The following is an 18,890-nucleotide window of genomic DNA, read 5'->3' as shown; positions in this document are numbered from 1 at the left end:
TTTTTCAGCTCATTTGCACAATAAACACGCAAACAAACAATCACTTATTGATTTTTAATAAAATATACGTACTATTGCAAACAACGTCGGTATGTAGCGCAGCTTGGTAGCGCACTGTCATGGGGTGGCAGGGGTCGAGAGTTCGAATCTCTCCATACCGACCATTTATTACCTACATATCAACGACTTGATTGTATTCCTTGAGTTTATTTCACTTTCTTAGATTTATTAAATATTCAAACTAGCCAATAACTAGCCACTATAGAGATTTTTCACTTTCTCCAACCAAGTCTGAAAAGCTTAGCAACTCCCAGTTGTCAGCTTGCCAACTATAAATTATTGTTATTCAATTTTAACTTAACAGGTTTTAACACAAGCCAGCTTCGACTAGGCTTTAAATAACGGAGTCTTGACGCTTAAATCCATCAATTTTATATTAAAGCTCTGACATACTTTTACTACCAATAAGCTTAAACCATCCGTTAAAAGTAGTACTATATTAGTGATTAAAATTATTGTATCTTCACTTTTGGTTACCAACATCAATTAAAAACATTTTATAAAGGACTATTATGAAAAGGGTTGTCGCATTACTAATATTACTTACCTCTCATGCCGCCATATCTCAGCAATTAGATTTAGGGATCAACTTTGTTAATGTTGATTCATTAAATGTAAGAGAGCTTCCTAACTCCAACTCTAAAGTGGTTGGTAAAAAGATATTTCGTCAAGGAGTTGATGTGTTGGAGTATCAAGGTGACTGGGCAAAAATAAATTTTTATAATGAAGGTAAGATGTCTATGAAATGGATATCAACTAGTTATTTAGTAAAGACTCGGCCTGATAATAAGAAAAACAAATATGAGCTAAACGCAATAAAAGAGCAAATACCTCGTAGTAGTAACGAAAAAGCTGGCTATTTTTTATTGTATACTGAAGTAGTGAACGGTAATTTTATTACTCTACATGAGCGCACAAGTTCTACTTCAACTGGTTATACAAAGACAGAGTTCAATTGCAATACAAAACAGTACAGAGTTCTCGGTTACACAGAAAGGCATATTGAAAATATTTACTTTGATGACACACCAACGAATTGGGCTTACAGTAAACAAGGCTCTAGTAAATACGATTTAATTAATTACGTATGTTCAACGAAGCGTTGATAAATACATTTCAATGTCTTTGGGGGAAATAACTTTCCCGTTTCAAAATATTGAGCTTTAGTCAGTGTGATTTAGAACCTCTATTAAGGGCTAACTTCATAGAGCTTAACGCAAGTCTAGCTTTTACTGTCAGTATCAAACATCTAAACCCGTCTACTTTAGATTAAAGCTCTAACATTCCTTCATACTTGTCTAGGCTTAACTGTTCAGCCCTTGATGCGCTAAATAGCTTCATTGTTGGGAGTGCGCCCTTCGTCAGCTTACATATTGCATCAATACGCGCTTTGGCTAAATAATTCTGGTGAGTTCTCAAGCTCTGCCGATAATACATTAACTAAGACCTGCCTTGTTTCAAACGTTAGTCTGTTAGGTGCTCCCGCCTTATGCCACCTGTTTTTTACCTGCTGCCGTGATTGTTACTCTCGTTTGCCTTTCTGTATGCTGGGTTTTGCTGGGTTCTACTAGGATTATTTAGGTTTTGAATGTTAACTTTTGCTAACGTAACAACATCAAGTTTTGACAATACTACCGCTTAGATCCTGCTGTTAAACGTCCTGCTAGTGTGCTTGATACCTTAATCGTGCTAGTCGAATCTATAGGTGCGTTATCGCCTTGCATCTCGTTGTGGGCTTTTATAGCGGCAATGGCTGCCGATGCGTTTAACATTCCCTTTTCTTGATGCTCAGTCATAGCCGTTTCAATGATGGACTGTAACGCCACCAGCTTTTTAGTTTTAGACCATATAAACTCATTATGTGCTTGTTGCTGGTGGGCTTTAATCGCGTTTTGGATAACAGGTTTTGTAAGGTTTTCAGCGCCTATAGCTTGTGCGGTTTTTTCACTATAACCCGCTTTAATGGCTGCTTGTGTCGCATTGCCACCATTGAGCAAGTAAGCCTTAACAAAAGCATCTTGTTTAATTGTTAGCTTACTAGTCATAACTCTGCCTTGCGTAAATGATTTTATTAAAACAATTGTAACAAGTAGCATTTTCAATAATGGGTATTCATTCCTTTTTTAGCAGCCACTAAATAGCCTTACCCTGCCTGTTATCCGAAAATATCTAAAAGCACGTGCCGTTATTAGTAATTCAAGTATTCAGTGGCTAACCGTACCTAGTTGTCAGTTCTTGTTTAGTTCTAATATTCCAGTATGTACATGGTAATAATATAAGCTGTCCGATGATAGGACTATGGCTTAGTATTTCCCTCTTATATAGCTGTCCGATTATCGTATTGTGGTTAACATTAGAAAGCTCCACAGCCCCATACCACAGTCCGATGAACAACAAACCATAATCCGTTAGTAGGTGTAGGCAATTATTCATTAATGGCGCGTCTAAACTCGCTCAAAAAGTCTACCGCTGGTTTTGTCGTCGGTTTAACGTCAAGCTTGCCTTTACACTCATCAATAGGCTGCCATGTAAGTGCGTATAGGCTTGGCAAATTACCGCCTGTATGCCAGTCTTTTCCACCAGCACGAGTTAACTCTATTAGCCCTTCTTTAATCAAAGCTTTAATCGAACGAGTCAAAGTATCTTGGCTTTTAAAGCCATAATTTTTAAATATAGACAGCGTTGCACATAAGTCTCCGTTATTAAATCCGTTATATTGAGCTGCAATATATGATAATACAGTTTTTGCGGCATAATCTAAGCGGCAAAATCTAGCGTTGTATATAACGGCAACTGGTAATATAGACACACCACCATGATTTAACGAATAGTAATTAACATGGTACGGGTTTGTTTTTTTCTTAGCCATATTTGTGCTAATGTTCCTTAGCTGGTGGTGTAAGTTTGCCGACCCACTCACCAGCATTGGTATATGAAATTTAAAACGCTTAGTTAATAGCTAGGCGTTTTATCCATCAATGTTACTGTCATTAGCAGCATCACCGAGCGATTGAAGGCAAGCTTTATTTGCTAATGTCACTTCCCTAAGCGCTTTAAGCTCACGTTTGCGACCGTGCCTAGCTAACGCTAATGATTCCTCTGCCAACTCCTTACGCCTAAGCCGTCTTGCTTCTTTATCCTGTTCAGGAACACCCGATAAATGTAATACGTTAAGCTTATAGCCTATAATAATTTCAGTATCAGGGTCTTTTACTCGGTCAATAAGCCAATAATTAAACCTATCGTTTTCGAGTTGCTGCCGTGGACTTCTCCCATCATTTCCAAAAACCTCAAGTATTTTTGTAACACTCAAATAGCCAACACTGTACTGTTCTTGTAACATCAAATGTAAGAACTGGTTTGACTTATTTGGTTTGCCTCCTCGATTAAATTGATTAGGTATTGCTTCCAATGGTGCTGTTTTAAAAACTTCTGTTAATGGCTTGTGTAAGTTATCCATGATTAAGACTCCTTACTTGTTAGCCAAGCATCTAAGTCTGATTTTCTGTAAATACAGCAACGGCTAGATAATCGTATTTTAGGGGGAAAAGTTGGATCTGTTTCACCTAAGCGCCACAATGTAGCTAGTGAAATATTTAAGTAGTTAGCGCTTTCTTTCAAGCGCATATTGTCTGAATTAAACTGATTTAACATGGTATTTTATCCTGTTGTTTGAAGTAACAGGAACAATTTAATCAGCTATTCATAGTGCTTGCATTTACTTCTAAGTCCACTACGGACTAATGGATCTCCATTACGGACTAGTGGACTTTATGATTGTGGTTTTTCAAAAACTCTCCCCGTCTCTTTATAGTTAGTTATCCAACCATTCAATGTTTCAACTTTTGCTTCTTTTATGTTTCTTTGTACTCCATTCCTAAGCACCCAAATACTTCGTCGCGCATCAATTTTCAGTATTTCTCCAGAAATCACTTGCTTTACTAACTCAGTTATCTCATTTTCAAACTTCTCATACGGGCTTTTTGATACCCATCGATCCTTGTTCGCTTCTTGTATCTTGAGATGAAAGTAAGCTAGATTTTCTTTAATATTTCTATCAATGACGCAAAGGCAGCGCCATGAATCTTCAATATTTGTACTTTTATTTTTTTTTGCTTCCTCTAAGTATTCAGTAACTTTTCTTTTAAAATCCTGAACGCCACTATCCATTTTTTTTATTGGTTTTAATGTCTCTAAAATGTAGATTTCAAATTGATTTACAACATAGTTAAAAGCCTCATCTTTTCCATAGCTGCTTTCACAATTAAACTTAAATTCAAGCGCCTGTTTGTGCAAATCCTCAGCATCAATAAAAGATTTTTTTAGTCCAAAAATAATACTTTCATTCTGTATATCATCTATTTTATCAACTAAATCACTTACTCTGTCATCATCATATACTTGCAATAGTGAAGCCTCTTTAATTAGCTCTAGCATTTGATGCTTTACAAATGGTCGCTTCATTGATGCCAACCCCTCCATGTAAGTTAGCCAATACTTAAAATCGTCTAAATTCTCTATGATTTGCCCTCTGGGTGACTTACTTTTATCCATCTATATAACTCCTTTTATTTGATTGTTATTAATTAAATTGATACTGCCAACGCCTTGCAGTAACGCAAGTGTATTTGCCTCGTCATGCCTTAAATAATTAGCGGCTATCATTGAACCATCTTTATGCCCTACAAGCTTAGCTATAGTTAACACTGGTACACCTCTGGCGCATAACTCCGATATAAAATTATGCCTAAATGAATATAAATCTAGGTCTGTATTAACGCCACCAAGGGCTTTAACTTGTCGCCAGTGTGTTAGGTGTGCTTTGCGCTCTAATGCTCGTCCTGTGCGTTCTGATTCGAATATGAAACCAGCTTTACTACCTTGCTCATTATTCCAAGTATCAAACACTACTTTTAGTTCATCACTAACAGGGAAAACTACTTTCTGGCTACTATTAGCTTTTTTGGTTTTGGATGGGGTAAATATTAAAGTAGTCGAGTTGTTGAATTGATTAAAAGCTAAGTTACTCCACTTTAGCCCGTAAATATCAGCTGGGCGCATTCCTGTTAACCTTGCGATATGGCAAAAAGGTATAAACCAATGCGGATAAACACGTTCCTGTAAATCGACCAAATGCCCTTTCCCATGCGCTCTACTTGCACTGCGCTTTTCTTTTATTTGTTCAGCATATAAATCTAGCCCGCTTTGTATCTGCTGCTTTAGCGTGTCGCTCATAATTACACGTTTTGATTCTAGCTTTATGGTATGTTCTTCTAATGCTTTTTCTTCCACTACAGTAAGCTTTGGTAACGAATAGTTTTTAATAGGATTGTCTTTAAGTGTTGCAGGATTATGTTTATCTTTTTCCTTAGCTGCAAAGTTAAGCATTGCTTTAAATGCGCCATAATCCCTTACGAGCGTACTTCGCATTACTCCGCTTTTTATTCTTTTGTGATACCAGCTTAAAATATCGTCACTAGTCACCATATCCATATCACGATCAAATAGGTGTGAAAAGTTACGGCTAATATTCTGTAGTGTCGATTTACCATCTCTATAATTATCTAATTTATAGGGGGTATAAATAGACTCGTAAAACCTACCAGTATTTAAATAAGCGTTGGCTGCTTTCAACTGCTCAGCATCGGCATGCTCTTTTTTTAATTTTTTCTTATGTCCTAATGGATCAACTCCATCTTTTAACTTTGTCCGCCAATCTAAAGCGATCTCTGCCGCCACTGCTGGTTTAATAGAAGCATCCGCTATTACAGCTGTTCTTCTTTTACCTAATAAGTCTGTATAACGTAAGCGCCAAGCACCACCAGCTTTTAATTTAATGAAGTGAAAACCCTGTATGTGGTCACACCCTAACTGACTGTTAAGCTCAGACTCCTTTAAAAAAGAGTTTAATTTTGCCGCTGTAATGCTTGAAGCATTGTTTTTACTCGCTTTCATATAGATAACCACTTTAAAAAACTAGCCAATAACTAGCCATTATAGTGGTATTTTGAGAAATAAACAGATACTTAGTGAAACAATATTTATCTCTAACTCACTGTTATTAAATATAAAGCATTAAAATCAAACGACTAAAAACTGTCATGGGGTGTCAGGGGTCGCAGGTTCAAATCCTGCCATACCGACCATTTAACCTCCTCTTTATTTCTTTTTCACTGTCATTTTTCTGTATTACCTTGTATACCTAGCATTTAATACTATGTGTTTAAGGATGACTTATGAAAAAACGTATTGTGTTTCCTCTGCTTTTATCTCTTTTTATTTCAAGCTTTGCGTTTGCTCAGGGTAGTTTTCGACTTAAAAACGGAAATCTATTAAGTGTGGGTAAAACTAAATCTGACATTGTAGCTGTAGTGGGCGCACCACTTTATAAAGATGTGCTTAATGAAGCTGTTGATATTGGTAATAGCGACAAATTAGTTAAAACAGAAGAGTTTACTTATAAACTAAAAGGCTCGATTGGTGGGATGTACATTGTATTGATCCGTTTTGAAAATAATATTGTGACCAGTATTAGTTCAAAACAAGTCGCCAGGCTTTAAATATATTAGAGTTAGTTTGAAGCAGTTAAAAGCGCCATACGGCGCTTTTAAAGTTTTTATTAGTGTGTACGCCCTACGCCGTTACGCACCATATCTTTACCGTTTTCAAATACCTCGGCTGTTATGCCACGCGCCAGTAATAACTGTTGTTTGTCGTCAAATACTGCAACAAAATGGCTGCCGTCTTTATTGCTTGTAGCCATACCTACACCCGATACACCTTTTAAGCCTAAGCCGCCGTTTTCTACCATTACTAAAAAGTTCTCTAGCTCTGCTAGGTTGTCGATTATGTCGTGCTCGTTATTCATAAATTGCTCTTTGTAAAATCTGCTTGGTTAATGCCTATTCGTATAACGTAACCACTAAATTAAGCGAATAGGTATAAATTACTTGGGCGCTATTTTATAGCCGATTAAAATAAACATAAACCTTTGTATCGGGTTATTAAGTATATTTAGTACTAGCGCTTAAGGTTAAAAGCGCTCTACATTCAGTGACAAATTACTTAATGCGCAACCATACGGCTGGGTATTAATGCGGTAATAATCCGTATTTTTTGTGGCAGTTAAATTTATTAAAAGGTCATCTTGTTGCCCTACCGCACTTTGCTCTTGGCTTAGGCACATAGCTTGCGTAAGCGAGCGTAGTTTTGAATCGGTTAAAATATTGGCAAAACGCTGCACCGGTAAAGGCGGTATTTTAACAGGCGCTAATGCTTGGCTAATAGTGCGCTCGCTAAGTTCAAACCCGGCATTAGTAATATCTATTACACTGCGAGCAGGCCAGTACGAGTAGTTATAGCTGTTTGCTTTTTGCTGCGTACTTAAATGCGCAACGCCACTTTGCCCTATTACGGTCATTAAATTTCCTTTGTTGGATTTAATAACAACAAGGGCTGTGTTTTCATCAATACCAAAACCGTACTTAATATCACCGTTTTTTTGATTTGCGGTATTTAATGTACTGGCTAGGTTTAGCGTTTGATTTTGCTCACTAAAACGGGTACTCAGTGGCCCATAGGTAAACGTGTTTAACCCGTTAAGTGCATTAGGCTGTGGGGCAAGCTTTGCTTTTAATACCGCTTCGCTTTGGTGCTGTGAGAGATAGACGTTTTCACTTTGTATTTTGCTTCCTGCACCTAGCCCTACAATAACTGGGCGAGTTTTAAGCGCATTCGTCCAAGGATAGGCAGTATTATTTTCATCATACAGTGCTTTTAAAGCATTTTTAGCCTTGCCGTCGCTAAATAAAACACCGGTACTGGTGTTTATTAAATTAACTAACGCCTCAACCCCATTATTACAAAGTGTTTGCTCAGCCTTTATGAGCTCAGGGTATACATTGCTGCGATTATACAGGTTCATTTGTGAGTGACGCAGCGCCGGTAAATCACTACAGGTATTGTTAGTAATTGCTTTAGCAAGTGCAGGTGTAAGCGGCAACCATTGGCTGGTTACACCTTTTGGTAAAAGCGTTTTAAGCGCCTCTACCTGTGCGTATGGGTCGCGCTGGGCTGCGCTAATAATTAATAAGGTAGGTGTTGGGTTAGCAACCTTTAAGCTCCCCGCTATAAATTGCAATATGCCGTTGCTTTGTGGCTCAGCTTTTGGGGTGGTGTTTGCATGAGGTTGTTCGAGCATATCAAACACAAAGTTAAACTCTTGCTTTGTTAGGTTATTGAGTTGCTCGTTGTTTATATCGCGCCATTGCCAAAGCAGCTCACTTTTAGAGACTGCGTTTGCATTTTTGCTACTAAGGGCACGTAAGGTATTTAAAACATTTACTTGGTTATTTGTATTGTTAGTGGGCCAATTTAATTTTATTTGCTCAAGGTTAGCATTGGTTACCTTAAACACGCTTTGTGACTTTGAGTTATTTTGCGTATTGCAACTTTGCGCCGCATTAGCACTGCAACTATTAATTGTACTACCGGCTAAAATAAGGGTTTGCTCTTGCTGCTGGGCAGCCCCTTTAAATGAAAATAAAGTAAATAAAACGAATATAAAGCTCACTCGCTTAGTAAAAAAAGCACAGGTACGCATAACGCTCTCAAAAATGATCTAAATAGGCGTTAAGTTTAACAGCATGTAATGGCAGGCTAAATAGTAAATGTGGGTCTCAATGATTGCGACACATGGCATTAGTGTATAAAGCAAGTTTGACTGCTAGTTACAAAAGCGCGATGTGCGTTTTACGCAGCCAATACTCTTACATTTAACCATTAATCTTACTTATTATGCTTACTCTGTTTTACAAACAAATTAGAGGCTATATCAATAGGGTAATTATCGTTTATTAGCTCGCTAATAAATTCAGAACACGCAGATGGCGGAGCAATTAAATAGCTTTTATGCTTAGCGCGCGTGATCCCTACGTACAATAAACGTCGCTCCTCTGAATGATTAAAGGTATCTGGTGCGGGCAATAATGCCTCAACAAGTAAATTACCAGGGTTATTGCTTGGAAAACCTAACTTGCCCTGCTCAAAACCTATAATAATACAGTAATCAGCCTCGAGCCCTTTTGAGCCATGCAGCGTCCAAAAATGCAGTGAGTTAGCAAAGTTGTTACCTGCTAAGTGCTGCTCTACTTCATTAAGCATAAACCGATAACGGCTCAATACGGCAATACTGGCTGTGTTATTATTTTTATTAATTGTGGCGATAGTTTGCTGCACTTTTAGTGCTACTGACTTTTTACCTTGGTGTAAATCGTCAAGTAACACAACTTGAGGGGTGCTTACTTGCGTATGTGTGGTTATGTGCTTTTTATATTGTTCAGGGTTTTGCATTACAAAGCGCCCCGCTACCTCACTAATACTGTTGTTATATCTAAACGTTTTTTGCAATAACGTGAGTGAGTGACTGCCTATTAAATCGTTAAACTGCGTGGTGAGCGCCAAATTACCGCCTGAGAACCGATAAATAGCCTGCCAATCATCGCCAACCGCAGTAAAGCAAGGTTGTGGACCACTCTTTATTAACGTATTTAAAAACGCCATGCGTGCGCATGAAATATCTTGAAATTCGTCAACTAAAATGTGGCGCCAAGGTACACTTACTTCCCCCAATTTAACCGCCTGAGCTGCGCTTGCAATCATGTCGTCAAAATCAATAGCATCTTGCTCTTTTAATTTTTCGTAGTATGCACGCTGCATTGCCACCAGTAATGTTGCATAACTTTTATGATTTATAATGCCACTTTTAGCTATTCGCGCTGCTATTTGAGCGTTAGATAACTGCTCACCCCGTATTACGCTTAGGCAGTTTAAGTACTTATTTATATTTTGCTTTAACAGCCCTGTTGCAGATAAACGCTCGTACACTGCGTGGTTATCTACGGGGTTAATGTTCACTTTATGTTTTTGTAGTTGTGCTTTTAAACGCTGCTCAAGCTGACCTTCTTGCCAGTTATAATGAAATGTTTGCACCAACGCATGGCCATGTTTTTTATGGTGCGCGCGTACATATTTAATATGCTCGCTATTGTGCAAGTTAGGTGCATGCTGCACTGAATTACCTTGCCTATCTGTCACAAAATGCGCCAAGTAAACCTGGTGCTGTGGCAAGTAAAAATCGGCGGTGTCATCATTTTGGTAAGTGTGTTCAATACCATACATATAAAGCCAGTTGGCAATTAATAAGTGCTGATAACTGCTTACTTTTAGCCCCAATAGGGTGTGATAGGTTTGTGCTTTTATTGCGGTTCTAGTTTCGGTATTGAGGCTATCAGTAGGTTCATACAGTGTCTCAACAAAAGTTTTACAAAAACGTGAGTCTGTTTTTAGGGTATTACTAAGCCACTGTGTAAACCATCTATTAAGCGCCATAGCATCGTTTGTAAAAGGCGATAAGCTACGTGTTTTATTAGCGCTTTGCAGTAACTTAAGCCCCAGCGCATGAAAGGTTAAAATAGTAGGCGGCGTAACGTTTAAATTTGCTTGCTGCGCCCTTAAATTAAAGCGTTGCTTTAATTCGTTTACCGCATTTTTATTATAAGCAAGTATCAATATTTGCTCGGGCTTTACACCACCGTGGGCAATTAAATCCAGTGCCTTTGCAACCATTACTGAGGTTTTGCCAGTGCCTGCGGCCGCTAGCACTAAATTTTTGTCGTTATTGCGTATAACAGCAAGGCGTTGCTCGTGTGTAAGCGGGTTTGATTCAACCACATTATAAAAGTCGGCTCTTGCCGTTAGTGTTTTTTGTTCATAACTTTTACGTAGCTGCTCTGTGGCATGCGCTACTGTTGGTGAGCTACTTAAAATAGTTAAAAACTTAATATTAATGGCCGATAAATGCTGCTGCCATAGTGCAGGTATTGCGCCGTACTGCTGTGCCAGTGAAAACACCGCCGATTTTAATAACGGCACGTTTGAGTCGCGAAGATACTCGTTTGTTGCATAACGTTTTACAAGCGTTTTTGCTGTATTCACTTTTTCTTCTAGGTGATTGGCAAAAACACTGTTTAGCTGCTCACTAAGCGTTTGAGCCTGCTGTTTATTTAAAAAGCTAATTACCGTTTTTGTACTATGATTGAGGGTTATTTTCCCGCTAAACAGGCCTTTTTTAAATTGGGTAAAATTAGTAAAGTCGCTAATTAAATAGGCGCGTGAAGTATTATTTTTAAAATGTATAACGAGTGAACTTTGCTTAATAGTAACGGTGCTAATACGCGTAAAAAAACGTCCTAACCAGCTTGGAGTGGCAATAAACTGCGCCATAAAACCTTGAATAAACTAAAATTAAAAATAAATTTTATCACAGTTTAAACGCCAAGGCGCGCCGCGCCTTAAAAGTGGCAGCCTGGTTAACCAAAGCATGTACAAGCAGGCCTCATAAATAGCCCAAAGGCTGTGTAAATTGGGTGTTTAAACTGCGGTAAACTCCTCCTAAAACAATCAACAGGCCTTAAGTATTTACTCTAAACAGGTGTTTAAATTTGCTTAAACTTTACGTTTGAATATTGAACAAATTGCACTATTGGTTTAATGTGAAGCTTTTATTAAACGAGAAATAATATGGATTTAACTAAGGAAGAGTTAAGTTTTATTTCGTCTGTTGTAGGCAGTAACAAGGACAATACAAACGATAACTCGCAGCTTAGCTTAAAAACGGCTTTGCCAGATACACTAAAAGGTTTGTTGTCTCACGCTAAATTAACCATGCTAGCTGAGGTGGGCCATTATCAGTTGTGGTTTCCGCTTGAGTTTAAGCTCAACGATGACGGCTACTTAAACCCCGTACTGAGTGCGCCTGAGGTAATAGATACCGAAGGTGTAGACAGAAGCTGGCGTTATTCAGACCTGCATTTACAAAGCGAGCGCTTTTATGTGCTTTCGCTCTCAAGCAGTGGCGTGCTATTAAAGCCGCGCGATCATCGCTATAGCCTTACCCACGCGCAACATATTACGTTTAAACTACCCAATAAGAAAAAAGTCACTCTGCTTATAGATTTAGTCCGTAAAACTAATTTAGGCTATGCCGCAAAAATTGTCAGTATCAAAAGTGGTAAAGAGGCATTACGTGAGTATTTATTTGAAAAACATAAACGTGAAAACGCCACCTTGTACGAAAACACGGCAGGTGTAACTGAGCATTTCTAGTTGCAGGCCGTTAATTGCAGCGATAAGCTAACGCCTTTATAAAGCAACAAGTTAAAGGCACACAATGAGCGACACTTTATACCCAATTGGTACCCCTAATAAACCATGGAACGACAGTGACAAAGCAGCATGGTTACAACTTCAACAAAAAAAGCGCGATTATAACCAGCTCGTAGTCAGTAAAATTACCCAGCCTAATGAGTTTTTAGATGTTGAGCAGTACGGCGAATTAAATTATTCGCCACTTAGCTTTGCACTTTATTTATTTAAAAGTAAAAATTGGCAAAGTGATCGCCCTACCGTGTTAATTACTGGGGGTGTGCACGGCTACGAAACAAGTGGCGTTATGGGTGCGCTGGCATTTGCTCAAACCGCTGTTGCACCTTATACAACGCGTTTTAACTTTATTATTGCGCCTTGTATTAGCCCGTGGGGTTTTGAAACCATAAACCGCTGGAACCCAGAAGCTATTGATCCAAATCGCTCTTTTTACGATAACAGCCCTGCCCAAGAATCTGCAGCTATTATGAAATATGTAGTCTCGCTTAACACTGAGTTAGTTGCGCATATTGATCTGCACGAAACCACAGACACAGACAACAGTGAATTTAGACCTGCTTTGGCGGCGCGCGATGGTAAAATTAACACCAACTGGAACATACCAGATGGTTTTTATTTAGTGGCTGATAGCAAAAAACCAGCACCTGATTTTCAAAAAGCCATTTTAAATAGTGTTGAGAAGGTAACGCACATTGCCCCCAGTGACGAAAACAATCAATTAATTGGTGTACCGCAGGAGCAATTTGGCGTTATAAATTACGCCGCACGCGAATTGGGCTTATGCATGGGCTTTACCAATGCCCCTTATGTAACGACAACCGAAGTATACCCAGATAGCCCAACTGCCTCAGATGAGCAGTGTATCCAAGCGCAAGTTGCTGTTATTACCGGCGCGTTAGATTATTTAAAGTCACTTTAGTGGCTTTTAATACCCATGTGCAATAATACTTAATCATTTTGCGGGGTTGAACGTGTCGCTACCTTCGTTACAAAATGCTCATTTACGACTGCATGGATGCAGAAGGCAGAGCAATGCAGGAGCAATTACCTAGAACAACTAAATAGCGAATTTTTTGCCAAGCTATCAACATGTTTTTCTAGCCTCAAGAAAGCTAACTTAATTAAGCAAATTGGTATAAGTTATAAACTAATTTAAATTAGGAACCTACGATGAAGTATAAAAATAAACATGCCGAGGTAACTTTATCCGTTGAGGGCAATATAATTATTGCCCAATTTAGCGGAAATTTAGACCTAGAGCTATTGGCCAACTTTAAAACCGCCCTTTTTGATAAAGTGGCTGAATTTGAAGGTAAGCAATGGGGTTACATAAGCGACTCATCGTGTGTACTTGCAGCTACGCCCGATGCAGAGCAAGAAATGGTCGCCATAAGCACACATATGCAGCATACTAACTGCTTGATAAGTGCATTTGTCCTCACCTCCCCTATTGCTATAAGCCAAATGCAGCGAATAATGCAAAACGCTAAACGCGATGTAGATTTTAACCAATGTTTATTTGATAACCTAGATGCTGCAAAACGTTTTATTTCATCGCAATTAAATAATGGCGTGAGCTAACTTTAGCCCAAGCCATTGCTAGTTTTTATAAAACTGACTTGTTTTAGTAATCGCTATGTCAGGGTTTTCTACAGCGGTAATCACAAAGCTAACTGGGGTCACTTTTGTTGCTATGTCGTAGCCATCGGCGGTGACTGTAACCGGAATTTTTTTCATCACTCCTGGCAATACCAAAATAGAGCTTGGCGCACTAAGTGTGGCCACAGGTAGGCCTTCAATGGCTACGCCGTAGTGCAATGGCTGCTGGGTTTTATTGATAATAGTGAGTGTATATGGGTTTTCTACCAAGCCTTCATAATTTACACGGTATAAAGCGTTTCTGTCGCGCAGTACCGATGCCTCTATTGGCGTACGTTGCAATACCCACGCAATCATAGAAATAAGTAATACTCCTGTTAATACACCATACCCCACTAATTTAAGCCTAAATGGATTGGTTTTTTTACCTTCTAGCTGTTTTTCGCTGGCGTATTTAATTAACCCTTTTTGATAGCCAAATTTATCCATAGTGTCGTCACAGGCATCAATACATAAGCCACAATTTATACACTCGTATTGCAAACCGTTACGAATATCTATGCCCGCGGGGCATACCTCTACACATAAATTACAATCAACGCAGTCGCCTAAATTAAGGGCTTTAGGATCAGCTTTGCGTTTGCGAGGGCCTCGGTTTTCACCGCGCTTTGCATCGTAGCTCACTACCAATGTATCTTTATCAAACATCACCGATTGAAAGCGAGAATACGGACACGCCACGTTACACATTTTTTCGCGTAAAAAGCCGGCATTTCCATAAGTACAAAATGCAAATAAAAACACCCAAAAGCTGGTAATGCCCGACCACTGTAAGGTAAACATTTCAAGGTATAAACTTTTAGCGGGTATAAAATACGCCATAAACGACGTTGCAGTAAGCAGCGATATAACAAGCCACGCAGCATGTTTTGTTATTTTTTTACGCCACTTTAATGCACTCCATGGCGATTTATCTAACTTTATACGCTGATTACGAGTACCTTCTATACGTTGCTCAACCCAGCTAAACATTAACATCCAGATTGTTTGGGGGCAGGTATAACCACACCACACGCGGCCAAGCCAATTCGTGACAAAAAACAAAGCAAACGCGCCTACCATAAATAGCAGCGCTAAAATCATAAAGTCTTGCGGCAGTAAGGTTAAGCCAAAAATAGTAAACTTTTGCGTGGCTACATCAAGCAGTACGGCTTGCTCACCTTTGTATTGAATCCAGGGAATGGCAATAAACATCAGCATAAGTAACCAACCAAGGTTACGGCGTATTTGTTGGTAAAAGCCTTTTTGCTCACGAATATAAATAGGCCCTGGTGTGTTATAGGGCTTGATGATCATATCTTCTTCTTTAATATCAAACTTCATAGTAGCTACTTAATAGTGACGGTATTAATGCTACTTTTGCAACTTTCAGACCAAGCTGAAACTTTATTCAAGCAATTGATATTAAATATATTTATAAATTAGCAATAAAATTCACTCGCGATATTTAACGAACAGCGCGATATATCACGTATTTTTGCTTATTCCTAGTTTGCGCATTTTTGAGCGCAAAGTGCTCTCGGGCAGGCCTAATTTGCAAGCAGCGCCTTTATCGCCAGATATTTGCCACTGTGATAATTCAAGCACCGCAATAATGTGCTGTTTTTGCGCCTCTGCAAGCGTAAGTGATGTATTTACAGCTGTGCTTGCATCGCCATGCAATGGCTGACTCAGTTTAAGGACAGTATGTTTAGTTAAAATAGCTTCGCGCTCTAGTACGTTTTGTAACTCGCGAATATTACCAGGCCAATCATAAGCTTGTAGTTGGCTAATTGCTTTTTTACTCACCCCTTTTATTTGCTTTGCTAAGCGTTTATTTAGTTGAGTAATTAAATTGGTGCATAAATAAGGAATGTCTTCTTTGCGCTCTTTAAGCGCTGGCACTTTAATAGGAAACACATTAAGGCGGTAATATAAATCAATTCGAAAGGTGCCCTTTTGCACCATTTGCCATAAGTCGCGATTGGTTGCTGCCAATACTCTAATATTTACCTTAAGCGTAGTACTACCGCCAACCCGTTCAAACTCTTGCTCTTGTAATACCCGTAGCAATTTACTTTGCGCTTCTAATGGCAGCTCAGCAACTTCGTCTAAAAACAGTGTGCCTTTGTCGGCCAGTTCAAAGCGGCCTTTACGTCGCTCGTTTGCACCGGTAAACGCACCGCGCTCGTGGCCAAATAATTCAGACTCTAACAAGCTTGGCGTAAACGCTGCGCAGTTCACTTTTATAAAAGCTTGATTACTGCGTTTACTTAACCGGTGTAAGTTACGCGCCACCAGCTCTTTGCCAGTCCCATTTTCACCTAAAATTAATACTGTGCTGTCGGTTTCGCTAACGAGTTTAATTTGCGCCAACATAGCTTGAAAAACATGGCTTTGGCCAACTAAACCTGAGTCTTGCCAGTCTTCGTTAAGCTCTGCAATTAGGTAGTTATTTTCATCTTGCAGCTGCTCACTTAAATGCTTAACTTGCTCAAGCGCTTGCTTAAGTTCGTTTTGGGTTTGCTGCTGCGCCGATATATCGCGAAATACCGCGACCGCACCAATTAACTCACCTTGCCTGTAAACGGGGGTTGATGTGTATTCTACTGCAAACGAGGTGCCGTCTTTGCGCCAAAATACTTCGTTTTTAACCTCGCGGCGTTTGCCATCAAACATGGTGCAATATATTTGGCATTCATCGGCTGGATAAGGAGAGCCGTCGGCGTGGCTGTGATGATGATACTGGTGTATTTTTTTGCCCAACAATTCTTGGGCTTGCCAGCCTGTCATACGTTCAGCGGCTGGGTTAACAAACACCGCATTGCCCGATAAATCAAAGCCGTAAATGCCCTCTCCTACTGCATTAAGTAAAAGTTTGGGGTCATTTAAAAATTGTTTTATCATTGCATCATCCTCGCGAAATATCACGATTATTATGCCATAAAGTGACGCGCTAAACAGTTAAATAAAGTGGCCTTTAATATAAGGCTTAAATAAAGCGTTAATATCTATTTTTGCATTTAACTTTGCCGCAATTAAATAAAGCCCAGCGAGCTTACGATGTATAAACAACGCATCAACGGGCGGTGTATGCCATTGCTGCGACTGTGCGCTCAGCTCTAGCCCTGCATTTTTAATATTTGTTGCTAAGGGACTGTTTTTAAAATCAAACTCGCCAGTGGTTCTTAGCGGCTCACACGCCATTAGAAACAAATCAATAACATGACTTTTGTAAGAATCTAGTAGGGTATCTTTAAAATAACCTATTTCTCGTGCTGCGCTTAACACGCCCGCCCTATTGTTTTCAGTGCCTGCAATAAATAGTGACAGGTAAGCCTTGCTCAACTTACTCGAGATCTCTCGGGTTGCCCCAAAGTCAAATAACACAATTTGCTTACTCTGAGTCTGATAATGAAAATTAGCAAAGTTAGGATCGGTTTGAATTAGCTTAAACTCAAACATTTCTTTAAAAAATAAATCTATGAGCCTAGCTGCAATGTTATTTTGCTCACCTTGAGGTAAATTGCTAAGCGCTTCTATAGGCGTTGCTTGCACATACTCCATTGCCAAAATACGTTTAGTGTTGTGAACACCATATACTTTAGGCACTTTAAAATTAACGTGCTGGCTTAGCAACTCACCGTATCTTTTAAGGTAGTGTGCCTCGCGTTCATAATCAGCCTCGGCAAGTAGCTGCGCTTTAGCCTCATTTATGAGTGGCTGTATATCAAGCTCTTTAGGGATTAACCGCGCAATGTTTAATAGTGCAATAACATTGTCTACATCGCTATGTACACTTTGCGCTATACCTGGGTATTGAATTTTTACCGCCAGCTTTTCACCATTTTCTTGATAAGCTAAGTGCACTTGGCCAATAGACGCCGCTGCAAATGGCCTAAGTTCAATATGCGAAAAACGATTAAGCCACTCTTCACCCCATTCACTTTTAAGTACCTTAACTAATTGATTGTGCGGCATTGGGTTTGCATCAGCGCGAAGCAATGCGAGTAATTGAGTAAGTTCAGGACTTAATAGCTCGCCAGCATCCATAGACAGTAATTGCCCTAGTTTCATGGCAGCACCACGAAGGTGTGCTAGCTGAACAGCTAGTTTTTCTATGTTTTTAGGTTGTAAGAGTAAAGCTTTATTATTCCAACCATTACCCGAGAGCGCACTTTTAGTGCCATCTATAAGCATGTTGGTTGCAACACCACCGGCTAAGGAGCCAAGCTTTGCAAATCGAGAGAGTCTTGAGGTAGGTATGCTGCGCGAAGCTGCCATTATAAAAACCTAATTAGCCTGAGAAACAGGCTAATTAATACGTATATTTTACTGGGCTCGATCTAATTAACCAAACGTTTTGGTAATAAAACTATCGCAAGCAGTGTGCTGTACATTAAAGGCGCGGTACTAATTTAATTGCCCCTTCAACCACTTTCATATCAAGGGGTAATTTGCTTAGCAGCATCATTTTAGGGTCGTCCATATTTAACGTATAAACAGGGTTGAGGGCTAAAAAAGCATTAATTACTTCCATAGCTTCATTATCAAGCGCCGCTAAATTACCTTTAAAGCCACCAGCATCCACACTCGAATCTAGTAGTTTAACATTGCGTAAAAACACGGCTTTTTTTTCACTGTCGTAAAACGGGCTACCTTCAATTTGCAGCTTTAAGCGTACTGGGTATTTCAGTGCAAATGCATTTATTTCTGCACTTGAGTCTGCACCAAGTACTACTACATCACGGCTATCTGGACCAATATTTACACTTAAATCGTTTACATCAAACTGCACTGGCAGCCCCATTAAGCTCACCTTTTCGCTTAACTTAGGCAACTGTTTACCTAGCACACTTTCTACTTCTGAGCTGGTAAATGAGTAAACAGACACGCCTTGTGTAGAATTACATGCGCTTAAAAATAGTGTGGTTAAAAACAGTAATAAAATTCTCATGCTAACCTTT

At 39.3% G+C, this 18,890-nt stretch carries 18 protein-coding genes and 1 tRNA gene; 6 read left to right on the top strand and 13 right to left on the bottom strand.

Annotated features, from left to right (window positions below; genetic code table 11):
- Nucleotides 1-87 precede the first annotated feature (87 nt).
- Together MTF64_RS08545 and MTF64_RS08540 are read left to right on the top strand one after the other, a co-directional pair.
- A tRNA-Pro gene (locus MTF64_RS08545) sits at nt 88-164 on the top strand.
- A 408-nt stretch (nt 165-572) separates the two neighbouring features.
- Complete coding sequence (locus MTF64_RS08540; RefSeq protein WP_248451127.1) at nt 573-1,166, top strand: SH3 domain-containing protein; 594 nt, start codon at nt 573-575, stop codon at nt 1,164-1,166.
- A gap of 525 nt (nt 1,167-1,691) precedes the next feature.
- On the opposite strand, the gene MTF64_RS08535 is transcribed toward MTF64_RS08540, so the two are convergent.
- The 6 genes from MTF64_RS08535 to MTF64_RS08510 form a co-directional block, all read right to left on the bottom strand.
- The gene (locus MTF64_RS08535; protein WP_248451126.1) at nt 1,692-2,105 is read right to left on the bottom strand and encodes a terminase small subunit; all 414 of its coding nucleotides are present in this window, start codon (nt 2,103-2,105) and stop codon (nt 1,692-1,694) included.
- Between the two features lie 380 nt (nt 2,106-2,485).
- Nucleotides 2,486-2,929, bottom strand: a complete 444-nt coding sequence (locus MTF64_RS08530; protein WP_248451125.1) for a hypothetical protein — start codon at nt 2,927-2,929, stop codon at nt 2,486-2,488.
- A gap of 99 nt (nt 2,930-3,028) precedes the next feature.
- Nucleotides 3,029-3,520, bottom strand: a complete 492-nt coding sequence (locus MTF64_RS08525; protein ID WP_248451124.1) for a hypothetical protein — start codon at nt 3,518-3,520, stop codon at nt 3,029-3,031.
- Between the two features lie 2 nt (nt 3,521-3,522).
- Complete coding sequence (locus MTF64_RS08520) at nt 3,523-3,714, bottom strand: AlpA family phage regulatory protein (protein ID WP_248451123.1); 192 nt, start codon at nt 3,712-3,714, stop codon at nt 3,523-3,525.
- Nucleotides 3,715-3,831: 117 nt separating this feature from the next.
- A complete protein-coding gene (locus MTF64_RS08515; protein ID WP_248451122.1) occupies nt 3,832-4,614 on the bottom strand; it encodes a hypothetical protein in 783 nt (260 codons plus the stop codon).
- Nucleotides 4,615-6,015 (bottom strand): tyrosine-type recombinase/integrase, encoded by a 1,401-nt coding sequence (locus MTF64_RS08510; RefSeq protein ID WP_248451121.1) that lies wholly within the window; start codon nt 6,013-6,015, stop codon nt 4,615-4,617.
- A 281-nt stretch (nt 6,016-6,296) separates the two neighbouring features.
- Here MTF64_RS08510 and MTF64_RS08505 point away from each other — a divergent pair, with 281 nt between their 5' ends.
- Entirely contained in the window at nt 6,297-6,620 is a 324-nt protein-coding gene (locus MTF64_RS08505; RefSeq protein WP_248451120.1) for a hypothetical protein, read from the top strand.
- 59 nt (nt 6,621-6,679) lie between these two features.
- Here MTF64_RS08505 and MTF64_RS08500 read toward each other — a convergent pair whose 3' ends face one another.
- The 3 genes from MTF64_RS08500 to MTF64_RS08490 all read right to left on the bottom strand — a co-directional run bounded on the left by MTF64_RS08500 (nt 6,680) and on the right by MTF64_RS08490 (nt 11,343).
- The gene (locus MTF64_RS08500; RefSeq protein ID WP_004587250.1) at nt 6,680-6,928 is read right to left on the bottom strand and encodes a hypothetical protein; all 249 of its coding nucleotides are present in this window, start codon (nt 6,926-6,928) and stop codon (nt 6,680-6,682) included.
- Nucleotides 6,929-7,093: 165 nt separating this feature from the next.
- Nucleotides 7,094-8,662, bottom strand: a complete 1,569-nt coding sequence (locus tag MTF64_RS08495) for a cyanophycinase (protein ID WP_248451119.1) — start codon at nt 8,660-8,662, stop codon at nt 7,094-7,096.
- A 185-nt stretch (nt 8,663-8,847) separates the two neighbouring features.
- A complete protein-coding gene (locus MTF64_RS08490) occupies nt 8,848-11,343 on the bottom strand; it encodes a UvrD-helicase domain-containing protein (RefSeq protein ID WP_248451118.1) in 2,496 nt (831 codons plus the stop codon).
- A 297-nt stretch (nt 11,344-11,640) separates the two neighbouring features.
- Between MTF64_RS08490 and MTF64_RS08485 the strand changes: the two genes are divergently transcribed.
- The 3 genes from MTF64_RS08485 to MTF64_RS08475 all read left to right on the top strand — a co-directional run bounded on the left by MTF64_RS08485 (nt 11,641) and on the right by MTF64_RS08475 (nt 13,866).
- Nucleotides 11,641-12,225 carry a hypothetical protein gene (locus MTF64_RS08485; protein ID WP_024032189.1) on the top strand — a complete coding sequence of 195 codons (585 nt, stop codon included), beginning with the start codon at nt 11,641-11,643 and terminating at the stop codon, nt 12,223-12,225.
- Nucleotides 12,226-12,289: 64 nt separating this feature from the next.
- The gene (locus tag MTF64_RS08480) at nt 12,290-13,204 is read left to right on the top strand and encodes a M14 family metallocarboxypeptidase (protein ID WP_248451117.1); all 915 of its coding nucleotides are present in this window, start codon (nt 12,290-12,292) and stop codon (nt 13,202-13,204) included.
- 251 nt (nt 13,205-13,455) lie between these two features.
- Nucleotides 13,456-13,866 (top strand): hypothetical protein, encoded by a 411-nt coding sequence (locus MTF64_RS08475; protein ID WP_064386531.1) that lies wholly within the window; start codon nt 13,456-13,458, stop codon nt 13,864-13,866.
- 18 nt (nt 13,867-13,884) lie between these two features.
- On the opposite strand, the gene ccoG is transcribed toward MTF64_RS08475, so the two are convergent.
- The 4 genes from ccoG to MTF64_RS08455 all read right to left on the bottom strand — a co-directional run bounded on the left by ccoG (nt 13,885) and on the right by MTF64_RS08455 (nt 18,880).
- A complete protein-coding gene (gene ccoG, locus MTF64_RS08470; RefSeq protein WP_121637276.1) occupies nt 13,885-15,267 on the bottom strand; it encodes a cytochrome c oxidase accessory protein CcoG in 1,383 nt (460 codons plus the stop codon).
- A gap of 144 nt (nt 15,268-15,411) precedes the next feature.
- Nucleotides 15,412-16,830, bottom strand: a complete 1,419-nt coding sequence (locus MTF64_RS08465) for a sigma 54-interacting transcriptional regulator (RefSeq protein ID WP_248451116.1) — start codon at nt 16,828-16,830, stop codon at nt 15,412-15,414.
- Nucleotides 16,831-16,887: 57 nt separating this feature from the next.
- Nucleotides 16,888-18,207 carry an AarF/ABC1/UbiB kinase family protein gene (locus MTF64_RS08460; protein ID WP_248451115.1) on the bottom strand — a complete coding sequence of 440 codons (1,320 nt, stop codon included), beginning with the start codon at nt 18,205-18,207 and terminating at the stop codon, nt 16,888-16,890.
- Between the two features lie 115 nt (nt 18,208-18,322).
- On the bottom strand, nt 18,323-18,880 hold the full coding sequence (locus MTF64_RS08455; RefSeq protein WP_248451114.1) for a DUF1439 domain-containing protein: 558 nt from the start codon (nt 18,878-18,880) through the stop codon (nt 18,323-18,325).
- Nucleotides 18,881-18,890 lie beyond the last annotated feature (10 nt).

Source organism: Pseudoalteromonas sp. 2CM41L (assembly GCF_023161905.1).
In the GTDB taxonomy this organism is placed as follows: Bacteria; Pseudomonadota; Gammaproteobacteria; order Enterobacterales; family Alteromonadaceae; genus Pseudoalteromonas; species Pseudoalteromonas atlantica.
Note: the sequence above shows the minus strand (reverse complement) of the source record. Positions and strands in the feature narration are given on the sequence as shown.

Bases quoted from the DNA above. Each gene is read 5' to 3' on its own strand.
- MTF64_RS08460 (WP_248451115.1), bottom strand. From the start codon at position 18,207: ATGGCAGCTTCGCGCAGCATACCTACCTCAAGACTCTCTCGATTTGCA.
- MTF64_RS08540 (WP_248451127.1), top strand. From the start codon at position 573: ATGAAAAGGGTTGTCGCATTACTAATATTACTTACCTCTCATGCCGCC.
- MTF64_RS08505 (WP_248451120.1), top strand. From the start codon at position 6,297: ATGAAAAAACGTATTGTGTTTCCTCTGCTTTTATCTCTTTTTATTTCA.
- ccoG (WP_121637276.1), bottom strand. From the start codon at position 15,267: ATGAAGTTTGATATTAAAGAAGAAGATATGATCATCAAGCCCTATAAC.
- MTF64_RS08535 (WP_248451126.1), bottom strand. From the start codon at position 2,105: ATGACTAGTAAGCTAACAATTAAACAAGATGCTTTTGTTAAGGCTTAC.
- MTF64_RS08525 (WP_248451124.1), bottom strand. From the start codon at position 3,520: ATGGATAACTTACACAAGCCATTAACAGAAGTTTTTAAAACAGCACCA.
- MTF64_RS08485 (WP_024032189.1), top strand. From the start codon at position 11,641: ATGGATTTAACTAAGGAAGAGTTAAGTTTTATTTCGTCTGTTGTAGGC.
- MTF64_RS08495 (WP_248451119.1), bottom strand. From the start codon at position 8,662: ATGCGTACCTGTGCTTTTTTTACTAAGCGAGTGAGCTTTATATTCGTT.
- MTF64_RS08510 (WP_248451121.1), bottom strand. From the start codon at position 6,015: ATGAAAGCGAGTAAAAACAATGCTTCAAGCATTACAGCGGCAAAATTA.
- MTF64_RS08475 (WP_064386531.1), top strand. From the start codon at position 13,456: ATGAAGTATAAAAATAAACATGCCGAGGTAACTTTATCCGTTGAGGGC.
- MTF64_RS08465 (WP_248451116.1), bottom strand. From the start codon at position 16,830: ATGATAAAACAATTTTTAAATGACCCCAAACTTTTACTTAATGCAGTA.
- MTF64_RS08530 (WP_248451125.1), bottom strand. From the start codon at position 2,929: ATGGCTAAGAAAAAAACAAACCCGTACCATGTTAATTACTATTCGTTA.
- MTF64_RS08520 (WP_248451123.1), bottom strand. From the start codon at position 3,714: ATGTTAAATCAGTTTAATTCAGACAATATGCGCTTGAAAGAAAGCGCT.
- MTF64_RS08500 (WP_004587250.1), bottom strand. From the start codon at position 6,928: ATGAATAACGAGCACGACATAATCGACAACCTAGCAGAGCTAGAGAAC.
- MTF64_RS08490 (WP_248451118.1), bottom strand. From the start codon at position 11,343: ATGGCGCAGTTTATTGCCACTCCAAGCTGGTTAGGACGTTTTTTTACG.
- MTF64_RS08480 (WP_248451117.1), top strand. From the start codon at position 12,290: ATGAGCGACACTTTATACCCAATTGGTACCCCTAATAAACCATGGAAC.
- MTF64_RS08515 (WP_248451122.1), bottom strand. From the start codon at position 4,614: ATGGATAAAAGTAAGTCACCCAGAGGGCAAATCATAGAGAATTTAGAC.
- MTF64_RS08455 (WP_248451114.1), bottom strand. From the start codon at position 18,880: ATGAGAATTTTATTACTGTTTTTAACCACACTATTTTTAAGCGCATGT.